The organism is Lelliottia sp. 489 (genome assembly GCF_050435885.1).
Lineage (GTDB): Bacteria > Pseudomonadota > Gammaproteobacteria > Enterobacterales > Enterobacteriaceae > Enterobacter > Enterobacter nimipressuralis.
This window is the reverse complement of record NZ_JBNDLC010000002.1, coordinates 522,310-538,711: the sequence shown is the minus strand read 5'-3', so window position 1 is coordinate 538,711 and position 16,402 is coordinate 522,310. Positions and strand designations below refer to the sequence as shown.

The following is a 16,402-nucleotide window of genomic DNA, read 5'->3' as shown; positions in this document are numbered from 1 at the left end:
TACCCGGCTTTTTTATTTCCAAATTTTGCGCCCATGGTAAAGTAACGATCCGTCAGGACGCCGCGAGGGTAGTATGCATAAATACCTGGAAATAAAAGAAAAGATAAAAAAGGATATTCTCGATCAGAAATATCGAATCGGAGAAAGTATTCCCTCCGAGCGCGATCTCGCCAGCGTGTATCACGTGACGCGGGTGACGGTGCAAAAAGCGATGGCGAATCTGGTTCAGGAAGGGTATATCGAGCGCATTCATGGTAAAGGCATGTTTGTGCTGAAAAATACCGCCAGCAATATTTATATCCTTAACAATGAAAAGAGCGACAGTATTCTGGGGTTTTCACGCGAATTCCAGGGGCGGGTCAAGGTCAGCAGCCGCTTAATTACCTTCACGACTATTCAGGCCGATCCCTCGCTGGCACAACACCTTGAGATTAAGCCTGGCGACGACGTCTGGTTTATCCGCCGCGTGCGTCTTCTGGATGGGCAGCCCGTTCTGGTCGAAGACACCAATATTCCAGTGCAAACCATCGCGGTGATCCCACAGTCCGTTCTCGAAAAAGGATCGCTTTATAGCTATATCGAAGAGTACACCGGGAAAAAAATCAGCGATGCGGATTCGCTAATTGAAGCGGCGCTGTTCGACCGCGAGCTGGCTACGCTTCTGGATATTACACCGGGGCAAGCGATGCTGAAAATTACGGAAGTCACCCGCCTGAGTGATAAAAAAGCCTTTAACTATTCGATTAGCTATAACCGTGCGGATCTGTTTCGGGTTAAGAATCTACGCATTGAAAGATGACAGGCGCGAGCGCGCCTGTCGGAGCGTTTATAGCTGAGCCGCAGCGCCTTTATCTACCAGCATTTGCACCTGCGGATGGGCTTTTAGCAGGGTCGCCGGAATACTGGCGTCGATATCTGAGCGCAGAGTCTGCGCCACGATAGCGGCCTTTTTCTCACCGCTGGCCATCACAACCACTGACTTCGCCGCCAGAATCGTTTTCATCCCCAGAGAAATTCCCTGTTCCACGTCGCGCGCCTGGCCGAAATACTTCACGGAAACCGACTGGGTGACCTCATCCAGATCGACAACGTGACACTCCGTATCCTGTGCCGCGCCGGGCTCATTAAAGCCGATATGACCATTCATGCCGATGCCGAGCACGATAATATCAATGCTCCCGTGGCCCGCAATGAAACGATCCACGCGGCGGCACTCCTGCGCAGGGTCGGCCGTTAAGCCGTCAAAGAAGCAGATTTGTTCATCACGTAACGTCAGACGGCTGAAGAAATGCCCCCAGACCATCTCGCGACAGCTGCCCTTATCGGCTTTGCCCAGCCCCAGCCACTCGTCCAGGCCGACAAACGCCGCGCGGGAAAAATCGACGTTGCCCTCTTCGCTGGCACGAACCAGAACATCAAACACCCCCAGCGGCGTATCGCCCCCGGCAATGCAGATCAGGGCATCCGGTTTGCGGGTGACGGTGTCGATCACGCGCTGGGCCACAGTGGCGCTGAGCGCCCGGTAATCTTCAACAATTTCAACGTTCATCGCAGTTCCTTAGCGTTTCGTGTATTGCGGTAAATAGGCGTGGTTCACTTCCAGATACTCATCGAGGATCTGCTCGGCAATGGCGGCGGAGGGCACGATGGGGTTGATGCTCAGCGCCAGCAGGGCGGTGGCATAATCTCCGGTGACGGCGGCCTCGACGGTCAGCTCTTCGTAGGCTTTGACACTCTGGATTAACCCGCGAATTTTCACCGGCAGTCTGCCGTAGGCCAGCGGATGGGCACCGTTTTTATCAATGACGGCATTGGTTTCCAGGGTGACGTGATCCGGCAGGTCTGGCGTCGCGCCGTTATTCACTGTATTGACCACGTGCACTTCTTTTTTGTCGTTGAAAATCGAGCTGATGATCGAGCAGGCCGTGTCGGAGTACCACGCGCCGCCGCGCTGTTCCAGCTCTTTCGGCTTGTGGTTCAGGTTCGGGTCCTGGTACAGCTCAAACAGTTTGCGCTCGATTTCACGCGTTTGCTCACCGCGTGTGCCCTTATTTGCGCAATCGCGGATAGCCGTTTCCGTCATTTCGCGGGTCAGGAAGTAATACTTGAGATAGGAGATCGGATACATGTGCAGCGCGCGGGCGAAGCGCGCGGTAAAGCCGATATCCGGGATATTTTTCAGCGAGTTATTGGCACTGCCAACGGCCAGTTTTTCGATAAAATCATCGGTACAATCATCGCCTTTCACGTAAATTTTATCGGCAAAGATCAGGTGGTTGAGGCCGATGATACGCGCGTAGATATCCGCTTTGCGGACATCGTAGGCTTTGGCGATGTCCATCATCATGCTGTTTGCACCGCTGCAAATCCCGATGGTCTTAATCGCAGAGTGACGAGTGATGGCTTCTGTCACAATGCCCGCCGGGTTAGTGAAGTTAATAAGCCACGCGTTCGGACACCATTTTTCCATCGCTTTGCAGATATCCAGCAGCACAGGAATAGTGCGCTGGGCTTTCATAAAACCGCCTGGCCCGGTGGTTTCCTGGCCGAGCACGCCGTATTTCAGCGGGATTTTCTCATCGTTAATGCGCGCATCAAGGAAGCCGACGCGCAGTTGAGTAGTAACGAAATCGGCATCTTTCAGAGCCGTTTCCCGATCCAGCGTCAGGTGAATGTTCATCGGAATACCCGCTTGCGCCACCATGCGCTGGGCGAGCTTGCCGACGATCTCCAGCTTCTCTCTCCCTTCTTCAATGTCCAGCAGGTAGAAATCGGTGACCGGCAGTTCGTCGTAGCGTTTGATAAATCCATCGATCAATTCCGGCGTATAGCTTGAGCCACCACCAATCGTGACAATTTTGAGCTTTTTCATCGTGAATCCTTTTTACAAGATGGGATCGGGGAGTTTTTCAGCTTCACGGCGCGAGTGTTCTTCCGCCGCTTCTGTTTCTAACTGTTTACGTTCTGCAAGTTTGAAAAACGGCAGCCAGACGAGGGCTGAAATGGCAATGGTGCAGACTGACCAAATCACGGCCGGAATATTGCCTCCGGTGACAAACCAGGCCGCGAAAATAGGCGGCATAGTCCAGGGGATCTGCAGTACCGGGCGGCCAATAATGTCGAAATACATCAGCGCGTAAGTCGACGTACAGAGAATCATCGGGGTTAAGGTAAAGGGGATCATCAGTAACGGGTTAAAGACAATCGGGCAGCCAAATATCACCGGCTCATTGATGCAAAATATTGCGGAGGGCAAAGAGAGTTTGCCGACCGATTTATACAGCTTGCTACGCGAGCGCATCATCGCCATGACTAACCCAAGCGTCGCACCGGTGCCGCCGAGACACATAAAGACGATATAAAACCCGTCGGCGGTGATGTGCGGAATAGGCTGATGGTGTAAATAGGCCTGGGTATTTTCGGCGATGTATTTCAGGAAGATCGGCGCGGTGATGCCGGAGAGCACGTTGTCGCCATGAATACCGCAACACCAGAGCAGTGAGAACAAAAAGATTAAGACCAGCATGCCGGGAAGCGATCCTAAGCCGGTGACCAGCGGGCTGAGAATAAGCGTAAAGAAATTATTAATATCGAAGTTAAGAATGACCCTAACGAACCAGATTAAGGTAATTGCCACTGCCGCCGGGATCAGGCTTGCGAAAGATTGGGCGACCGCAGGGGGAACGCCCTCGGGGAGTTTAATCACCACGTTATGATGAATAAAGAAACGGACAATTTGCACCGTCAGAATCGAGAGAATAATGGCGGAGAAAAGCCCGGCAGCCCCCAGGTTATCGACATTGAGCTGGTACTTATCGTTAAGCTGGGCCAGTAAAAAGACCACCATGGTGATGATGGCGCAGGTCAGGGCGTTGAGGCTGTACTCTTTCGCCAGGTTGTAGCTGATGCCGATGGCTGAAATCAGCCCGATGGCGCCGAAGGTCACGGCAACCGGTGCGCTGAGCTTCTCGGCGTAAGGGCCAAGCCAGTCGGTCCAGCCTGGAATCGGTAAATTCGCGAGGATCAGAAACAGACTGCCGGTAATGGTGAAGGGGAGCGTCAGGGCAATGCCGTTACGCACCGCCACCAGGATTTTGTTTTCACCGACGCGAATCAGGACAGGAATGACTCTGTTCTCAAGAAATGTAATCACATTGCTTACTCCAGAAGAGATTTCTGTTCTTCGCCATTCTTCATTTCCAGACCGCTTTAGTGGGCGAAGTGTTTAACTGGTATATGCCAGTTGAAGTGAGTTTTTCACGGAAGCCTGTGACTGTCAAACAGGGGCGAAATGACAAAAGTAATCCGTATCTCAATGAAAATACGCAGTTTTAGTCACGGTGAAAGGGCGTGATGAGAATCAGTGTCAGTAGGAAAGATAAGAATTGTGATTCCCGCCGCAATTATCAGCAGAGAAAATAAAGGCCGGCGCGATGGCCAGCCTGAGGGGGAAAACAGCGTCTATTTACGCTTCGTAGTAGTTATAAATCCCTGCGGCCATCACCAGCGAGGACGCGACCTCATAGGCTTTTTCTCGCCCGACAAGCAGATCGATAATCTTGAGTGCGAAATCAATTGAAGTTCCCGGCCCCTGGCTGGTCAGCAGGTTGACGCGCGGATCCCAGACCACCCGTTTATCGACCCACTGTCCCTCGGGGATGCGGTCTTTCAGCGCCGGGAAGCCGGTCATGTTGCCGATGGGGAAGAGGTCATGGGGAACCAGTACGGTGGCTGCCGCAGCGCAGAGGGTGGCGACAATTCGCCCGGAGAGATGAAACTGGCGCACGGTTTCGACCAAAAGGGGGCTGTCGCGAAAACACTCCGCTCCTTTCAGGCCGCCGGGCAGAACAATCACATCGAAATCGCCGTCCGCCACTTCAACCAGTGGTGCATCGGCCAGCAGCTTCACGCCGCGCGAGCAGACGATAGTCAGATTGCCATCGCTGGCGACGCTGGCGGTGGTGACGTTTATCCCGCCGCGAACCAGCAAATCAATGGTCGTGACTGCTTCTGTCTCTTCGCTACCAGGGGCGAGGCATACCAGGGCCGACGCGCTCATACTCACTCTCCTTACGTTTAACCAGGTCATACAGGCGGATATTTTCCGGCACGTTGATGCCATGTGCGCGGGCTCGTTTGAGCAGATAGCCGGTGATGTAGTCGATTTCTGTGTGCCGCTGCGCGCGCACATCCTGCAGCATCGATGAGATATTTTCAGCGGTGCTGTCGATAATCTGCTCGACGTAATAACGGATATCGTCTTCCGAGGTGTGGATGCCCTCACGCTCAATCACGGCCGCGACTTCAGCGCACAGGGCCGCCACTTCCTGCGGATGGTTTTTCAGTTCACCGTTCGGGCAGTCCAGGAGCGCCGTCATCGGGTTGATCACGCAGTTCACCGCCAGTTTGCGCCACAGCTGTGGGCGAATGTTGTTGTGCCAGGCCACGTCGGGCAGCACATGTTGCAGCACGTCGGCGAGATAGCTGTAATCGCCATCCTGCTCGCGCGCCGGTCCCATATGGGTGACGCCGCTTGCCACGTGGACGATGATATTACCGTCGCGACGGGCCGCATGGGTGGTGATCGCCATCAGCAGCGGCTGTGGGATGCTGTTGAGCTCTTCGAGGGTGCCCATGCCGTTATGCACCAGAAGAATGGGCGTGGTGCGGGGCAGGGTGTTCGCCAGCGCTCTGACGGCATCCGAGACCTGCCATGCCTTAAGGGTAACCAGCAGCAGGTCGCTTTGCGCCAGGAAATCAGGATCGTTGGCGGTGAGCGATTCGTTAAAGATACTTCCATCTTCATCGATCAGGTTTACACTGCAATACGGCTGGGGGACGCGTAGCCAGCCTTGTACCTCGTGTCCATGTTTGCACAATGCGGTGAGCCAAAGCTGGCCCAGGGCTCCGCATCCGAGCACGGTAATTTTCATTGTTCCTCCTCACCTGCAACTGCGCCAGGCGTGTCGGTTAAGTATAGCGCCGTCAGCTAAGCTTCTGTTGAGTTATGCCTCGTTGCGGGTATTATGCAACGCAACAAAAGTAAAGGGAGAAGAAAAGATGCCATCTTTCGATATTGTTTCAGAAGTTGATATCCAGGAAGTCCGCAACGGTGTGGATAACGCCAGCCGTGAAGTTGAGTCACGTTTCGATTTTCGTGGTGTAGAGGCGAGTTTTGAGCTGAACGACGCGAATAAGACCATCAAGGTGCTGAGCGAGTCCGATTTCCAGGTCAATCAGTTACTGGATATTCTGCGTGCCAAGCTGTTAAAACGCGGCATTGAAGGGACGTCTCTGGATGTGCCGGAAGAGTTCGTGCACAGCGGCAAAACCTGGTTTGTTGAAGCCAAACTTAAGCAGGGTATTGAGAGCGCGATGCAGAAGAAAATCGTTAAGCTCATCAAAGACAGTAAGCTGAAAGTGCAGGCGCAAATTCAGGGCGAAGAGATTCGTGTCACCGGTAAAGCGCGCGACGATCTGCAGGCCGTGATGGCGCTGGTGCGCGGCGGCGACCTGGGACAGCCGTTCCAGTTTAAGAACTTCCGCGATTAAAAACGAAAATGCCCGGCAAGCCGGGCATTTTTTCAGGCTTTGATAGCCTGTTCCACTTCGAAGCGATTGGTGACTTTACTGTCGATTTTGACGTAAGCGCTACGCTCTTCTGGGACGATCAGCACTTCGCTGACCCCTTCTGTTGTTTCCAGCCGCTGTTTCAGCGCGTCGCTTATCTCCATACCGTCCGGGATTTCCACCCGCAGGCTGCTTACGTAGCGCGGCTCTTTCATGGTGCTGGCAACCAGCAGCCAGACCATCGCCAGCAGTGCGCCGGCAAGAAATACGGTCTGCGAATCAAATAATCCGTCTACCCAGCCGCCGAACGAACCGCCGATGGCGACGCCCAAAAACTGGCTGGTGGAGTAAATGCCCATCGCCGTACCTTTGTATCCGGCTGGGGATTCTTTGCTGATTAACGATGGCAGCAGGGCTTCCATCAGGTTAAAGGCGAGGAAGAACAGCTGCACGCCCAGCACCAGCTCCCAGAAGTGCGGGCCGGATCCCCACAGCACAATTTCTGCGATTAATAGCAGCGCCACACAGCCAAGGAAAACGCGCTTCATGCGGCGTTTTACTTCGGCGTAGATGATAAACGGCACCACGGAAACGAAGGAGATCAGCATCGTGACCAGATAAATCTTCCAGTGCTCCGCCGCCGGGAATCCGGCTGCCGCCAGCTGGCCGGGGAGGGCCACGAAGGTGGACATTAACAGGATGTGCAGACACATGATGCCGAAGTTGAGCTTCAGCAAACGTGGTTCAACGATGACTTTGCTGAAGCAGCCTTTCACCATGCCCGATTCACGGTTCAGAACGTGATTTTTACTGTCCGGCACCACCCAAATCGTTAGCGCAATGCCAATCGTCGCCAGTACGGCAATCATCCAGAAGAGGGCATTCAGGCCCAGCTTATGGGTAATGATCGGGCCAAGCACCATGGCAATAGCAAAGGTGACGCCAAAGCTCACGCCAATAAACGCCATCGCTTTGGTTCGGTTCTGTTCGCGGGTTAAATCCGAGAGCAGCGCCATTACGGCGGCGGCAATCGCCCCTGAGCCTTGCAGCGCACGGCCAAGAATAATGCCCCAAATGGAGTGTGACAGCGCGGCAATGATACTGCCGAGGACAAAGATCAGCAGGCCGCCGACAATAAGTGGCTTACGGCCAACGCGATCGGAGAGTAGCCCGAAGGGGATCTGAAATATGGCCTGGGCCAGGCCATAGATGCCAATTGCCAGACCAATTAACGCCTCGCTGGCGCCCTGAAGTGCCATACCATAGGTAGTCAGAACAGGCAGGACCATAAACATGCCAAGCATGCGCAGCGAGAAAACAGTCCCTAAACCCCAGGTTGCGCGCAGTTCGCCTGGTGTCATTTTATAATCGTTCATTACCACCTCTGTTCAAAAGCAGGCACTAGTGTAGGCGGGGTGTTAAGTGCGGTAAATAGGTGTTTGTTTAAGAGATATTACGGGGGCTAAACATTGTCGGTGGCGGCTTTCATTTTACCCGGCCTGGCGGTTGCGCAGGCCTGTGCAAGCGGAGCGCGACAGGGCAAAAAAAAGCCGGGTTATCATCACCCGGCTTGTTCAAATCAGCGTGCTTACCAGACGTAAGTCAGCAGATTGTGTGAATCAGGCACCATAAAGTCGACGGACATCATCACGGACAGGGAGGTGATAGCGACAATCGAGAACACAAACAGCTTACGTGCCCACACTTTATCGTCTTCCACTTTGTACCCGCGCAGCGCCATACCGAGCCACCAGACGCTCACCGCAGCAGCCACCACCAGATATTTGTATCCAGCGTAGCCTCCGAGAGAGAGCATCAGCGTCGCCACGGCGAAGGCGATGATGTACAGCGTGATGTGATTCTTGGCGACTGAAATACCTTTCACGACCGGCAGAACCGGGATGTTCGCTGCCTGATAATCCTTGAAGCGGAAAATCGCAATGGCGTAGGAATGCGGCATCTGCCACAGGCTAAAGATAGCCAGCAGAATCAGCGCACCGCTGTCGAACTCGTTCGTGACGGCGCAGTAGCCAATCACCGGCGGCGCAGCGCCGGAGAGAGAACCAATCAGCGTACCGTAGACGGAGTGACGTTTCATATACAGGCTGTAGACGCCCACATACACCACGAAACCCATCACCCCCAGCCAGCAGGCCAGAGGGTTGGCACCAAACCACAGCAGCATAAAGCCAGCAAAGCCCAGCAAGGTGGCGTACACCAGCGAGACGGCAGGAGATATCAGGCCTTTGACAAGCACCCGATTCTTGGTCCTTTCCATCTTCCTGTCGATATCCATGTCGATGTAGTTGTTAAATACACAACCGGACGCAACCACCAGTGACACGCCAATCAACGTGGATGCGAAGAGGGTGTAGTCAATGCTGCCCTTAGAGGCCAACAGGAACCCTCCGATCACGGAGATCAGGTTGCCAAAGATGATGCCTGGTTTCGTTACTTGCAGGTATTGCTTAAACATACTCGCCGCTCTTAGTGAACCATCATGTTGTAGTTCAGGTTCCACATAATCCAGATGGAACCGACTACCAGGATAGCGATGATAATCACGGTAAAGATGAAGGCCGTCATGTTCCAGCCCTCATCGGATTTGGTGTTCATGTGCAGGAAGCAAACCAGATGCACCAGAATCTGCACCACAGCGGAGATCAGGACAGTGCCCAGAATCACCGTGTGAGAAGCCGTTCCGCTCATCACCATCCAGAACGGGAGCGCCGTCAGGATGATCGACAGGATGAAACCTGTCATATAGGTTTTCACGCTACCGTGGGAAGCGCCATGATCGTTAGTATGACTCATTACATCGCCCCCATCAGATAGACAACCGAGAACACGCAGATCCACACCACGTCCAGGAAGTGCCAGAACAGACTCAGGCACATGATACGGGTGCGGTTAGTATTGGTCAGGCCGCGACGATAAACCTGGAACATCAGCACCGCCATCCAGATCAGACCTGATGTTACGTGCAGACCGTGGGTCCCTACCAGCGCGAAGAACGCTGACAGGAAGCCACTGCGATCCGGGCCCATGCCTTCAGCAATCAGGTGATGGAATTCATAGAGTTCCATCCCGATAAATCCAGCACCAAACAACCAGGTCAACGCCAGCCAGGAGACAACCTGGCTTTTGTTGTTTTTATACATGGCGATCGCCGCCATGCCGTAGGTGATGGAGCTGAACAGCAGCAGAGCGGTTTCAACCAGAACGAACGGCAGCTCGAAAATGTCCTTGCCAGTCGGGCCGCCCGCTGTGCCGTTCACCAGAACGGCATAGGTCGCGAACAGACAGCAGAACAGAATACAGTCGCTCATCAGGTAGATCCAGAAGCCGAAGACTTTCATCGGCCCTGTATCGTGGTGCGCGTGGTCATGCGCATGGGCAGTTGGGTGCGCCAAAGTATCAGTTGCCATTTTTCAGCCCCGCTTTAGAAATCTCATCGAAATGCTGGTTTTCCAGTTTTTCGACTTCACGGACTGGTACGTAGTAGTCCACGTCCTCGTCAAAGCTCTTCACAATCCAGCTAATGATCACGCCAGCGAAGCTCGCGATCGCCAGCCACCAGATGTGCCAGATCATGGCGAAGCCAAATACCGTTGCGAAGGCGGCAATCACAATGCCCGCACCGCTGTTTTTCGGCATGTGGATCTCTTCGTAATGCTCAGGTTGCTTGTACGCTTCGCCTTTCTCTTTCATTTCCCAGAATGCGTCGCGCTCATGGATCTGCGGCACAATGGCAAAGTTATAGAACGGAGGCGGGGAAGAGGTTGCCCACTCCAGCGTACGGCCACCCCATGGGTCACCGGTCAGGTCACGGTTCTGCTCGCGGTCGCGAATAGAGACGTAGAACTGAATCAGCTGGCATGCGATACCCATTGCAATCAGTACCGCACCACAGGCTGCAACAACCAGCATTGGGTGGAACTGTGGATCAATCTGCTGGCTCAGGCGACGGGTCATACCCATGAAGCCGAGCACGTACAGCGGCATGAAGGCCACGAAGAAACCAACGATCCAGAGCCAGAATGCGCGTTTGCCCCAGGTTTCGTTCAGCGTGAAGCCAAACGCTTTAGGCCACCAGTAGGTTACGCCAGCGAAGCAGCCGAAGACGACGCCGCCGATGATAACGTTATGGAAGTGCGCAATCAGGAACAGACTGTTGTGCAGAACGAAGTCAGCACCTGGTACTGCCAACAGCACGCCGGTCATCCCACCTACAGAGAAGGTGACGATGAAGCCGATGGTCCACAGCATTGCTGAGTGGAACACGATACGGCCCTGATACATGGTGAACAGCCAGTTGAAGATCTTCACCCCGGTCGGGATGGCGATAATCATGGTGGTAATACCGAAGAAGGCGTTTACGTTCGCGCCCGCACCCATGGTGAAGAAGTGGTGCAGCCAAACGATGAACGACAGGACGGTAATACACACGGTTGCCCACACAAGCGAGGTGTAACCAAACAGGCGTTTACGCGAGAAGGTCGCGGCGATTTCGGAGAACACACCGAAGACCGGCAGAACCAGGATGTACACTTCCGGGTGACCCCATGCCCAAATCAGGTTGATGTACATCATCATGTTGCCGCCCATATCATTCGTGAAGAAATGGGTGCCCAGATAACGATCCAGGGTCAGCAACGCGACGGTAACCGTCAGAATTGGGAAGGAGGCAATAATCAGGATGTTGGCGCACAGAGATGCCCAGGTAAATACCGGCATCTTGAACATGGTCATGCCTGGGGCACGCATCTTGATAATGGTCACGAAGAAGTTAATACCGGTCAGGGTCGTACCGATACCGGAGAGCTGAATCGCCCAAATCCAGTAATCGACGCCTACGCCTGGACTGTATTCAATTCCCGAAAGCGGCGGGTAAGCCAGCCAGCCGGTCTGTGCGAATTCGCCCACACCCAGTGACAGGTTAACCAGGATAACGCCGACAACCGTGAACCAGAAGCTCAGGTTGTTCAGGAACGGGAACGCTACGTCGCGCGCGCCGATTTGCAGCGGCACAACCACGTTCATCAGACCGATAACCAGCGGCATCGCCACGAAGAAGATCATAATCACGCCGTGCGCGGTAAAGATCTGGTCGTAGTGGTGCGGTGGCAGGAAGCCGGCCTCACCTGCCGAAGCAAGTGCCTGCTGGCTACGCATCATGATTGCATCGGCAAAGCCACGAATTAACATGACGATACCGACGATGCAGTACATGATACCGAGTTTTTTGTGGTCAACCGAAGTCAGCCACTCATTCCACAGGTAGCTCCACTTACCGAAGTAAGTGATCAGGCCCAGTAAGGCCGCGCCACCAATGATAATTGCAGCAATCGTAACCACGATAATCGGTTCATGGTACGGCACTGCATCCAGTGTCAATTTTCCGAACATTTTCTTCCTCGGCCCCTTAGTGAGAGGTTTCCGCGTGGCTCATGTCCATGCCTTCCATACCTTCGTGCGAGCTGTGCTCACCTTCTGGCTGGGTCATGTTCATGCTCTTCCCGTGGTCCATAAATTTGTTCACAACGTCTTTAAACAAATCAGGTTTCACGTTAGAGAAGTACTCCACCTTGTTGTATTCGCTAGGTGTTGCCACTTTCTCGAATGCCGCCATGTCAGACATGGTGTTAGTAGACTGTTTCGCTTTAGCGACCCACTGGTCGAAAGCGGCACGGTCCGGCGTCGCGATAGCTTTGAACTTCATACCTGAGAAGCCCGGGCCACTATAGCTGGCGGAGATACCATCGTAGGTGCCTGCTTCATTCGCGATCAGGTGCAGGTTTGTCTGCATACCGGCCATCGCGTAGATCTGGCTGCCCAGACGCGGAATAAAGAAGGAGTTCATCACGGAGTTAGAAGTGACTTTGAACTGCACCGGAGTGTTCGCCGGGAAGGCGATTTCATTCACGGTAGCAATGCCCTGCTCCGGATAGATGAAGAACCATTTCCAGTCCATGGAGACCACTTCAATGGTAATCGGTTTTTCATCGTGAACCAGCGGTTTGCTCGGCTCAAGCGCGTGAGTGGTTTTCCATGTCAGCACGGCAAGGAACAGGATGATCAGGATAGGCACCGTCCAGACCACAGCTTCCACTTTATTGGAGTGTGACCAGTTAGGGCTATACTTCGCATCTTTATTGCTCGCACGGTACTTCCAGGCGAAACCAACTGCCATCAAAATGGCAGGAATAACGACAATCATCATCAGGCCGAAGGCCGTCAGAATCAGTGAACGTTGTTCCAGTCCAATCTGTCCTTTGGGGTCGAGAAGCGCAGAATCACAGCCACTGAGTAAAACAGTGCCTGCAAATAACGACAACCATCCCAAACTTTTATTGTATTTCCTAAGTGTCATTTAACGACCTCAATTCCACGGGGACCTGGTGGCGTTTAAAGTGTGGGGGCATTTTACGGGAAGGTTACATTACTGTAAACATCATTAGCCCTGTGTCAGGAAGGTGTTACCGGGTTCTGCCGCACGTGTCACATGTGTTGCAAATTATGTCTATTTTTAAGACAAAAGCCCGATGGTACGGGAGTTATAACGAAAGGGTTTACAAGGATACCGCAAACGGGGCAATTGGTATAACCATTGTTAAAAATAAACAATAAATTAACAAAAAAGTATCAATTAAAAGACAATTGAAATACGAAAATTTAATCTGCCAGAAGCTGAATCGTTTAACGAAAAATAGCGAAGCAGGGGAGGTTCCAATAATTTCCGGAACCTATCCAGCACAAAACAACAAATATTTTTTCTAGCCGAGGTCGGTTATTTCTCCGTTATAATTTCATATCGTTATTACCACGGTAAATAACCTTTCGGTTTTAGCTTCAGGTCAGCCGCGTTTTACGCAGTGCCATGAAATCGAGAAGACCCCCGGTGACAATCCCGATGACAGCAAGTAACCCGCCGACGTCCAGCAGGATCGCTTCAAACGGCAATTCAAGCGCCGTGGAGGCGTTGATAATCAACAGGATCAGCCACAGCGCCAGCATCACACAGCCGACCAGCAACAGCCGCAGGGCAAAGCGATAAGCGCCCTGATATTCCGTGCGAGGCATAAAGTGATCCGTCTTCTGGGTATATTCCAGCGTCTGTCGGCAAACCAGCAGCAATAATATTCCTGGAACCGCGGCAAAAACGGAGAACAGATAAAACGTCGGCCAGCCGTGCGCTTCGACAAACCAGCCTGCAATCGGCCCGACATACACCCGACCGACAGCGGATAGGGCAGAGAGCAGCGCAAACTGTGTCGCGGAAAACGACTTATTGCAGAGCGTCATTAACAGGGCGACAAATGCCGCTGTCCCCATCCCGCCGCACAGGTTTTCAAAGAACACGGCGGCAGCCATGCTGAACATCTGTTTATCGGTAATAGAGAGCAGCCAGTAACCGGCGTTGGAGACGCCCTGCAAAATGCCGAAAATCAGCAGGGCGCGGAACAGCGACAGACGCTGCATCAACACGCCGCCATACAGCGCGCCTAAAATGGTTGCGAACAGACCCAGCGTTTTATTCACCACCCCGACTTCACCCGCATCAAACCCCACACCGCGAATCAGGAACGTGGTGGTCAGGCTCATGGCAAACGCGTCGCCGAGCTTATAAAGGACAATCAGCAGTAAAATCAGCCAGGCATTGTTGCGCCCAAAGAAGTCCCGCAGTGGTTCAGCGACGGCCTGCTCGAGCGTACGGGGAACAGGGATAACATCGCTCGGTTCAGGGGCAAAAAAGGTCGCAATAATGCACGGGATAAGCAGGGCGGCCATCAGCCAGTACATCCCCTGCCAGCCGAGATAGCGGTCGGCCAGCCACAAGGCTAACCCGCCGGAAACCAGCATCCCCAGGCGGTAGCCCAGAACGCTAATCGCCGCGCCGGTCCCGCGCTCTTCTGCCGGTAGTACATCCGTTTTCCAGGCATCAAAAACGATATCCTGCGAGGCTGAACAGAAGGCGATAACCACCGCCAGGGCGGCCATCCAGCGTAATTGTGTTGATGGCTCCAGGAACCCCATTGCGGCGATCGCCAGCAACAGCAGAATCTGAGTCATCACCAGCCAGCCACGGCGTCTGCCGAGGAATGGCGGGGTATAGCGGTCCATCACCGGCGACCATAAAAACTTAAAGACATAGGCCTGGCCGACAAGGGAGAAGAAACCAATGGTCTTGAGATCGATATTCTCGACCGTCATCCAGGCCTGAAGCGTGCCGGAGGTGAGGGCGAGAGGTAAACCGGAGGCGAAACCAAGGATCAGCAATATCGCTGATTTTGGCTGCTGGAAAATGCGCAAGTAATGACTGGACATGTTTCTATATGACTGACCCGGCGAAGCGCCGGGTCAGTGTGCGGGATTAACGCGCGTTCTGCTTGATGAATTCGTGAATGCTGGTGTCCTGCGCCATATCGGCGATGGTATCCGTCAGCACGCTATTCACTGCGTTAGCAATGTTCTGGTTGGAGGCCTGGAAGGCACCTTCAACCGAGTAGCTTGCACGATAGTTTTTGTTCATCTTGTTGCCGTTCTTCGCGGTGGCGATGATGGCGATATCCGCTTTGGTGGAGATATTGTAACGCACGTTGCCCTGAGAAACGTCGGCATACAGATTGTTGACAATGATCTGCAGATCAACGGCACCGCTTGGGCCAACCATGTAACCGCGAGCGGTCATCTGTTTTTCGAGCACTTCCTGCAGCAGGAAGCGCAGGTCGCGGGAAGCGGTCAGCGTTACCTGCTGGTTGTCGCGAGTCACTTTCGCTAGCGCTTGATCCTGACGCTGATCGGCACCGTTGATACTCACGGTGACGCCCATCAGGCTCGGGTCCTGCTGTGGCAGGGTAATTTTTGGCGAAACGTCAATGGTGGTCGGCGGAGTGGCGCAACCAGCCAGCATGAAGAGAGCTACCAGCGGAAAGAAGAGTTTTTTTAACATTTCAGGTTCTCAACGGATCGTTAGCATATACAGAGAAAAATTGCCGCCATCATAACATCGCTAACGGCAAGGGGAAGTGGTCAACGCATGTAAATTCATCGTCTTGTCTGAAATCTGACCACCACTGACATTTTCTTTACTGCACCAGGGACAAAACGTATGAGGGAGACAGTGAACTTCATCCATTTGAATGAGGAAATCAGACGAAAGCTAAATATTTGTTGTCTTGATGTAATGGAAGCGGTAAAAGCGGCTAACATTTAAAGGGATGGGTGACATCTCAGCGTTGTCAGAGGAGTAATATCATGATGATACGTGAACAGATCGAAGAAAAACTAAGGACAGCGTTTAATCCCGTGTTCCTCGAAGTTGTCGATGAGAGCTACCGTCATAACGTGCCGGCCGGTTCTGAAAGCCATTTCAAAGTTGTACTGGTTAGCGACCGCTTCGTAGGGGAACGCTTCCTTAATCGTCACCGTATGATCTACGGAACGTTGACGGAAGAACTCTCCTCCACAGTGCATGCGCTGGCCCTTCATACCTACACCATTAAGGAGTGGGAAGGGTTGCAGGATACGATCTTCGCCTCACCACCTTGTCGGGGTGCGGGAAGCATCGCGTAATCGATCCGGGTTGCAACCGCTGGAGTTTTTCCAGTATGTTGCATACAGAATGATGTCAAGACGGCCTGCGGGCCGTTTTGTTTTGTCTGCGTTTTGAACGTGTGGTGCGAATTTTAGGCCAAAAATAGCCTTAAAATGTGAAAAAAGCCGCAGCTAGATGCCCCAACCGTTCTCGACTCACCCAAGTGATGCCGCTATAATGCCGCGTCTTAATGAATGTCTTCGGGATGATTCTGGCGACAGGGAATGTGAATCT

General features: G+C 53.3%; 16 protein-coding genes. 3 read left to right on the top strand and 13 right to left on the bottom strand.

All coding sequences use genetic code 11. The annotated features are described in order from the left end of the window. Positions 1-73: 73 nt before the first annotated feature. Entirely contained in the window at positions 74-799 is a 726-nt protein-coding gene (locus ABIE11_RS10555) for a GntR family transcriptional regulator (RefSeq protein WP_429184462.1), read from the top strand. A gap of 27 nt (positions 800-826) precedes the next feature. On the opposite strand, the gene ABIE11_RS10550 is transcribed toward ABIE11_RS10555, so the two are convergent. The 5 genes from ABIE11_RS10550 to panE form a co-directional block, all read right to left on the bottom strand. Next, positions 827-1,549 carry a glucosamine-6-phosphate deaminase gene (locus ABIE11_RS10550; RefSeq protein ID WP_429184461.1) on the bottom strand — a complete coding sequence of 241 codons (723 nt, stop codon included), beginning with the start codon at positions 1,547-1,549 and terminating at the stop codon, positions 827-829. A gap of 9 nt (positions 1,550-1,558) precedes the next feature. Then, the gene (locus ABIE11_RS10545) at positions 1,559-2,872 is read right to left on the bottom strand and encodes a 6-phospho-beta-glucosidase (protein WP_194512841.1); all 1,314 of its coding nucleotides are present in this window, start codon (positions 2,870-2,872) and stop codon (positions 1,559-1,561) included. Between the two features lie 12 nt (positions 2,873-2,884). Then, entirely contained in the window at positions 2,885-4,153 is a 1,269-nt protein-coding gene (locus tag ABIE11_RS10540; RefSeq protein ID WP_429184460.1) for a PTS sugar transporter subunit IIC, read from the bottom strand. Between the two features lie 312 nt (positions 4,154-4,465). After that, positions 4,466-5,059 carry a protein deglycase YajL gene (yajL, locus tag ABIE11_RS10535; protein WP_107704150.1) on the bottom strand — a complete coding sequence of 198 codons (594 nt, stop codon included), beginning with the start codon at positions 5,057-5,059 and terminating at the stop codon, positions 4,466-4,468. Further along, entirely contained in the window at positions 5,022-5,933 is a 912-nt protein-coding gene (gene panE, locus ABIE11_RS10530; RefSeq protein WP_429184459.1) for a 2-dehydropantoate 2-reductase, read from the bottom strand. Before panE ends, yajL begins: the two co-directional genes overlap by 38 nt. Positions 5,934-6,060: 127 nt before the next feature. On the opposite strand from panE, the gene ABIE11_RS10525 reads away from it, so the two are divergent. After that, positions 6,061-6,552 carry a YajQ family cyclic di-GMP-binding protein gene (locus ABIE11_RS10525; RefSeq protein ID WP_095280993.1) on the top strand — a complete coding sequence of 164 codons (492 nt, stop codon included), beginning with the start codon at positions 6,061-6,063 and terminating at the stop codon, positions 6,550-6,552. Positions 6,553-6,584: 32 nt separating this feature from the next. Here ABIE11_RS10525 and ABIE11_RS10520 read toward each other — a convergent pair whose 3' ends face one another. The 8 genes from ABIE11_RS10520 to ABIE11_RS10485 all read right to left on the bottom strand — a co-directional run bounded on the left by ABIE11_RS10520 (position 6,585) and on the right by ABIE11_RS10485 (position 15,523). Next, positions 6,585-7,946, bottom strand: coding sequence for an MFS transporter (locus ABIE11_RS10520; protein ID WP_429184458.1), 1,362 nt, complete (start codon positions 7,944-7,946; stop codon positions 6,585-6,587). 212 nt (positions 7,947-8,158) lie between these two features. Further along, positions 8,159-9,046 carry a heme o synthase gene (gene cyoE / locus ABIE11_RS10515; RefSeq protein WP_100777411.1) on the bottom strand — a complete coding sequence of 296 codons (888 nt, stop codon included), beginning with the start codon at positions 9,044-9,046 and terminating at the stop codon, positions 8,159-8,161. Positions 9,047-9,057: 11 nt separating this feature from the next. After that, on the bottom strand, positions 9,058-9,384 hold the full coding sequence (locus ABIE11_RS10510) for a cytochrome o ubiquinol oxidase subunit IV (RefSeq protein WP_100777410.1): 327 nt from the start codon (positions 9,382-9,384) through the stop codon (positions 9,058-9,060). After that, a complete protein-coding gene (locus ABIE11_RS10505) occupies positions 9,384-9,998 on the bottom strand; it encodes a cytochrome o ubiquinol oxidase subunit III (protein WP_095280996.1) in 615 nt (204 codons plus the stop codon). The genes ABIE11_RS10510 and ABIE11_RS10505 overlap by 1 nt, the downstream gene beginning before the upstream one ends. Continuing rightward, a complete protein-coding gene (gene cyoB / locus ABIE11_RS10500) occupies positions 9,988-11,979 on the bottom strand; it encodes a cytochrome o ubiquinol oxidase subunit I (RefSeq protein ID WP_100777409.1) in 1,992 nt (663 codons plus the stop codon). Before cyoB ends, ABIE11_RS10505 begins: the two co-directional genes overlap by 11 nt. Before the next feature lie 16 nt (positions 11,980-11,995). Beyond that, complete coding sequence (gene cyoA / locus ABIE11_RS10495) at positions 11,996-12,943, bottom strand: cytochrome o ubiquinol oxidase subunit II (RefSeq protein ID WP_100777408.1); 948 nt, start codon at positions 12,941-12,943, stop codon at positions 11,996-11,998. Positions 12,944-13,422: 479 nt separating this feature from the next. Then, positions 13,423-14,898 (bottom strand): muropeptide MFS transporter AmpG, encoded by a 1,476-nt coding sequence (ampG, locus tag ABIE11_RS10490; protein WP_102104295.1) that lies wholly within the window; start codon positions 14,896-14,898, stop codon positions 13,423-13,425. Positions 14,899-14,944: 46 nt separating this feature from the next. Continuing rightward, complete coding sequence (locus ABIE11_RS10485) at positions 14,945-15,523, bottom strand: lipoprotein (RefSeq protein WP_100777406.1); 579 nt, start codon at positions 15,521-15,523, stop codon at positions 14,945-14,947. Between the two features lie 305 nt (positions 15,524-15,828). Between ABIE11_RS10485 and bolA the strand changes: the two genes are divergently transcribed. Continuing rightward, positions 15,829-16,146, top strand: coding sequence for a transcriptional regulator BolA (bolA, locus tag ABIE11_RS10480; RefSeq protein ID WP_100777405.1), 318 nt, complete (start codon positions 15,829-15,831; stop codon positions 16,144-16,146). Positions 16,147-16,402: the final 256 nt, after the last annotated feature.

What these genes read in the sequence shown, in the direction of transcription:
- ABIE11_RS10555 (WP_429184462.1), top strand. Translation starts at nt 74, where the DNA reads ATGCATAAATACCTGGAAATAAAAGAAAAGATAAAAAAGGATATTCTC.
- ABIE11_RS10550 (WP_429184461.1), bottom strand. Translation starts at nt 1,549, where the DNA reads ATGAACGTTGAAATTGTTGAAGATTACCGGGCGCTCAGCGCCACTGTG.
- ABIE11_RS10545 (WP_194512841.1), bottom strand. Translation starts at nt 2,872, where the DNA reads ATGAAAAAGCTCAAAATTGTCACGATTGGTGGTGGCTCAAGCTATACG.
- yajL (WP_107704150.1), bottom strand. Translation starts at nt 5,059, where the DNA reads ATGAGCGCGTCGGCCCTGGTATGCCTCGCCCCTGGTAGCGAAGAGACA.
- panE (WP_429184459.1), bottom strand. Translation starts at nt 5,933, where the DNA reads ATGAAAATTACCGTGCTCGGATGCGGAGCCCTGGGCCAGCTTTGGCTC.
- ABIE11_RS10525 (WP_095280993.1), top strand. Translation starts at nt 6,061, where the DNA reads ATGCCATCTTTCGATATTGTTTCAGAAGTTGATATCCAGGAAGTCCGC.
- ABIE11_RS10520 (WP_429184458.1), bottom strand. Translation starts at nt 7,946, where the DNA reads ATGAACGATTATAAAATGACACCAGGCGAACTGCGCGCAACCTGGGGT.
- cyoE (WP_100777411.1), bottom strand. Translation starts at nt 9,046, where the DNA reads ATGTTTAAGCAATACCTGCAAGTAACGAAACCAGGCATCATCTTTGGC.
- ABIE11_RS10510 (WP_100777410.1), bottom strand. Translation starts at nt 9,384, where the DNA reads ATGAGTCATACTAACGATCATGGCGCTTCCCACGGTAGCGTGAAAACC.
- ABIE11_RS10505 (WP_095280996.1), bottom strand. Translation starts at nt 9,998, where the DNA reads ATGGCAACTGATACTTTGGCGCACCCAACTGCCCATGCGCATGACCAC.
- cyoB (WP_100777409.1), bottom strand. Translation starts at nt 11,979, where the DNA reads ATGTTCGGAAAATTGACACTGGATGCAGTGCCGTACCATGAACCGATT.
- cyoA (WP_100777408.1), bottom strand. Translation starts at nt 12,943, where the DNA reads ATGACACTTAGGAAATACAATAAAAGTTTGGGATGGTTGTCGTTATTT.
- ampG (WP_102104295.1), bottom strand. Translation starts at nt 14,898, where the DNA reads ATGTCCAGTCATTACTTGCGCATTTTCCAGCAGCCAAAATCAGCGATA.
- ABIE11_RS10485 (WP_100777406.1), bottom strand. Translation starts at nt 15,523, where the DNA reads ATGTTAAAAAAACTCTTCTTTCCGCTGGTAGCTCTCTTCATGCTGGCT.
- bolA (WP_100777405.1), top strand. Translation starts at nt 15,829, where the DNA reads ATGATGATACGTGAACAGATCGAAGAAAAACTAAGGACAGCGTTTAAT.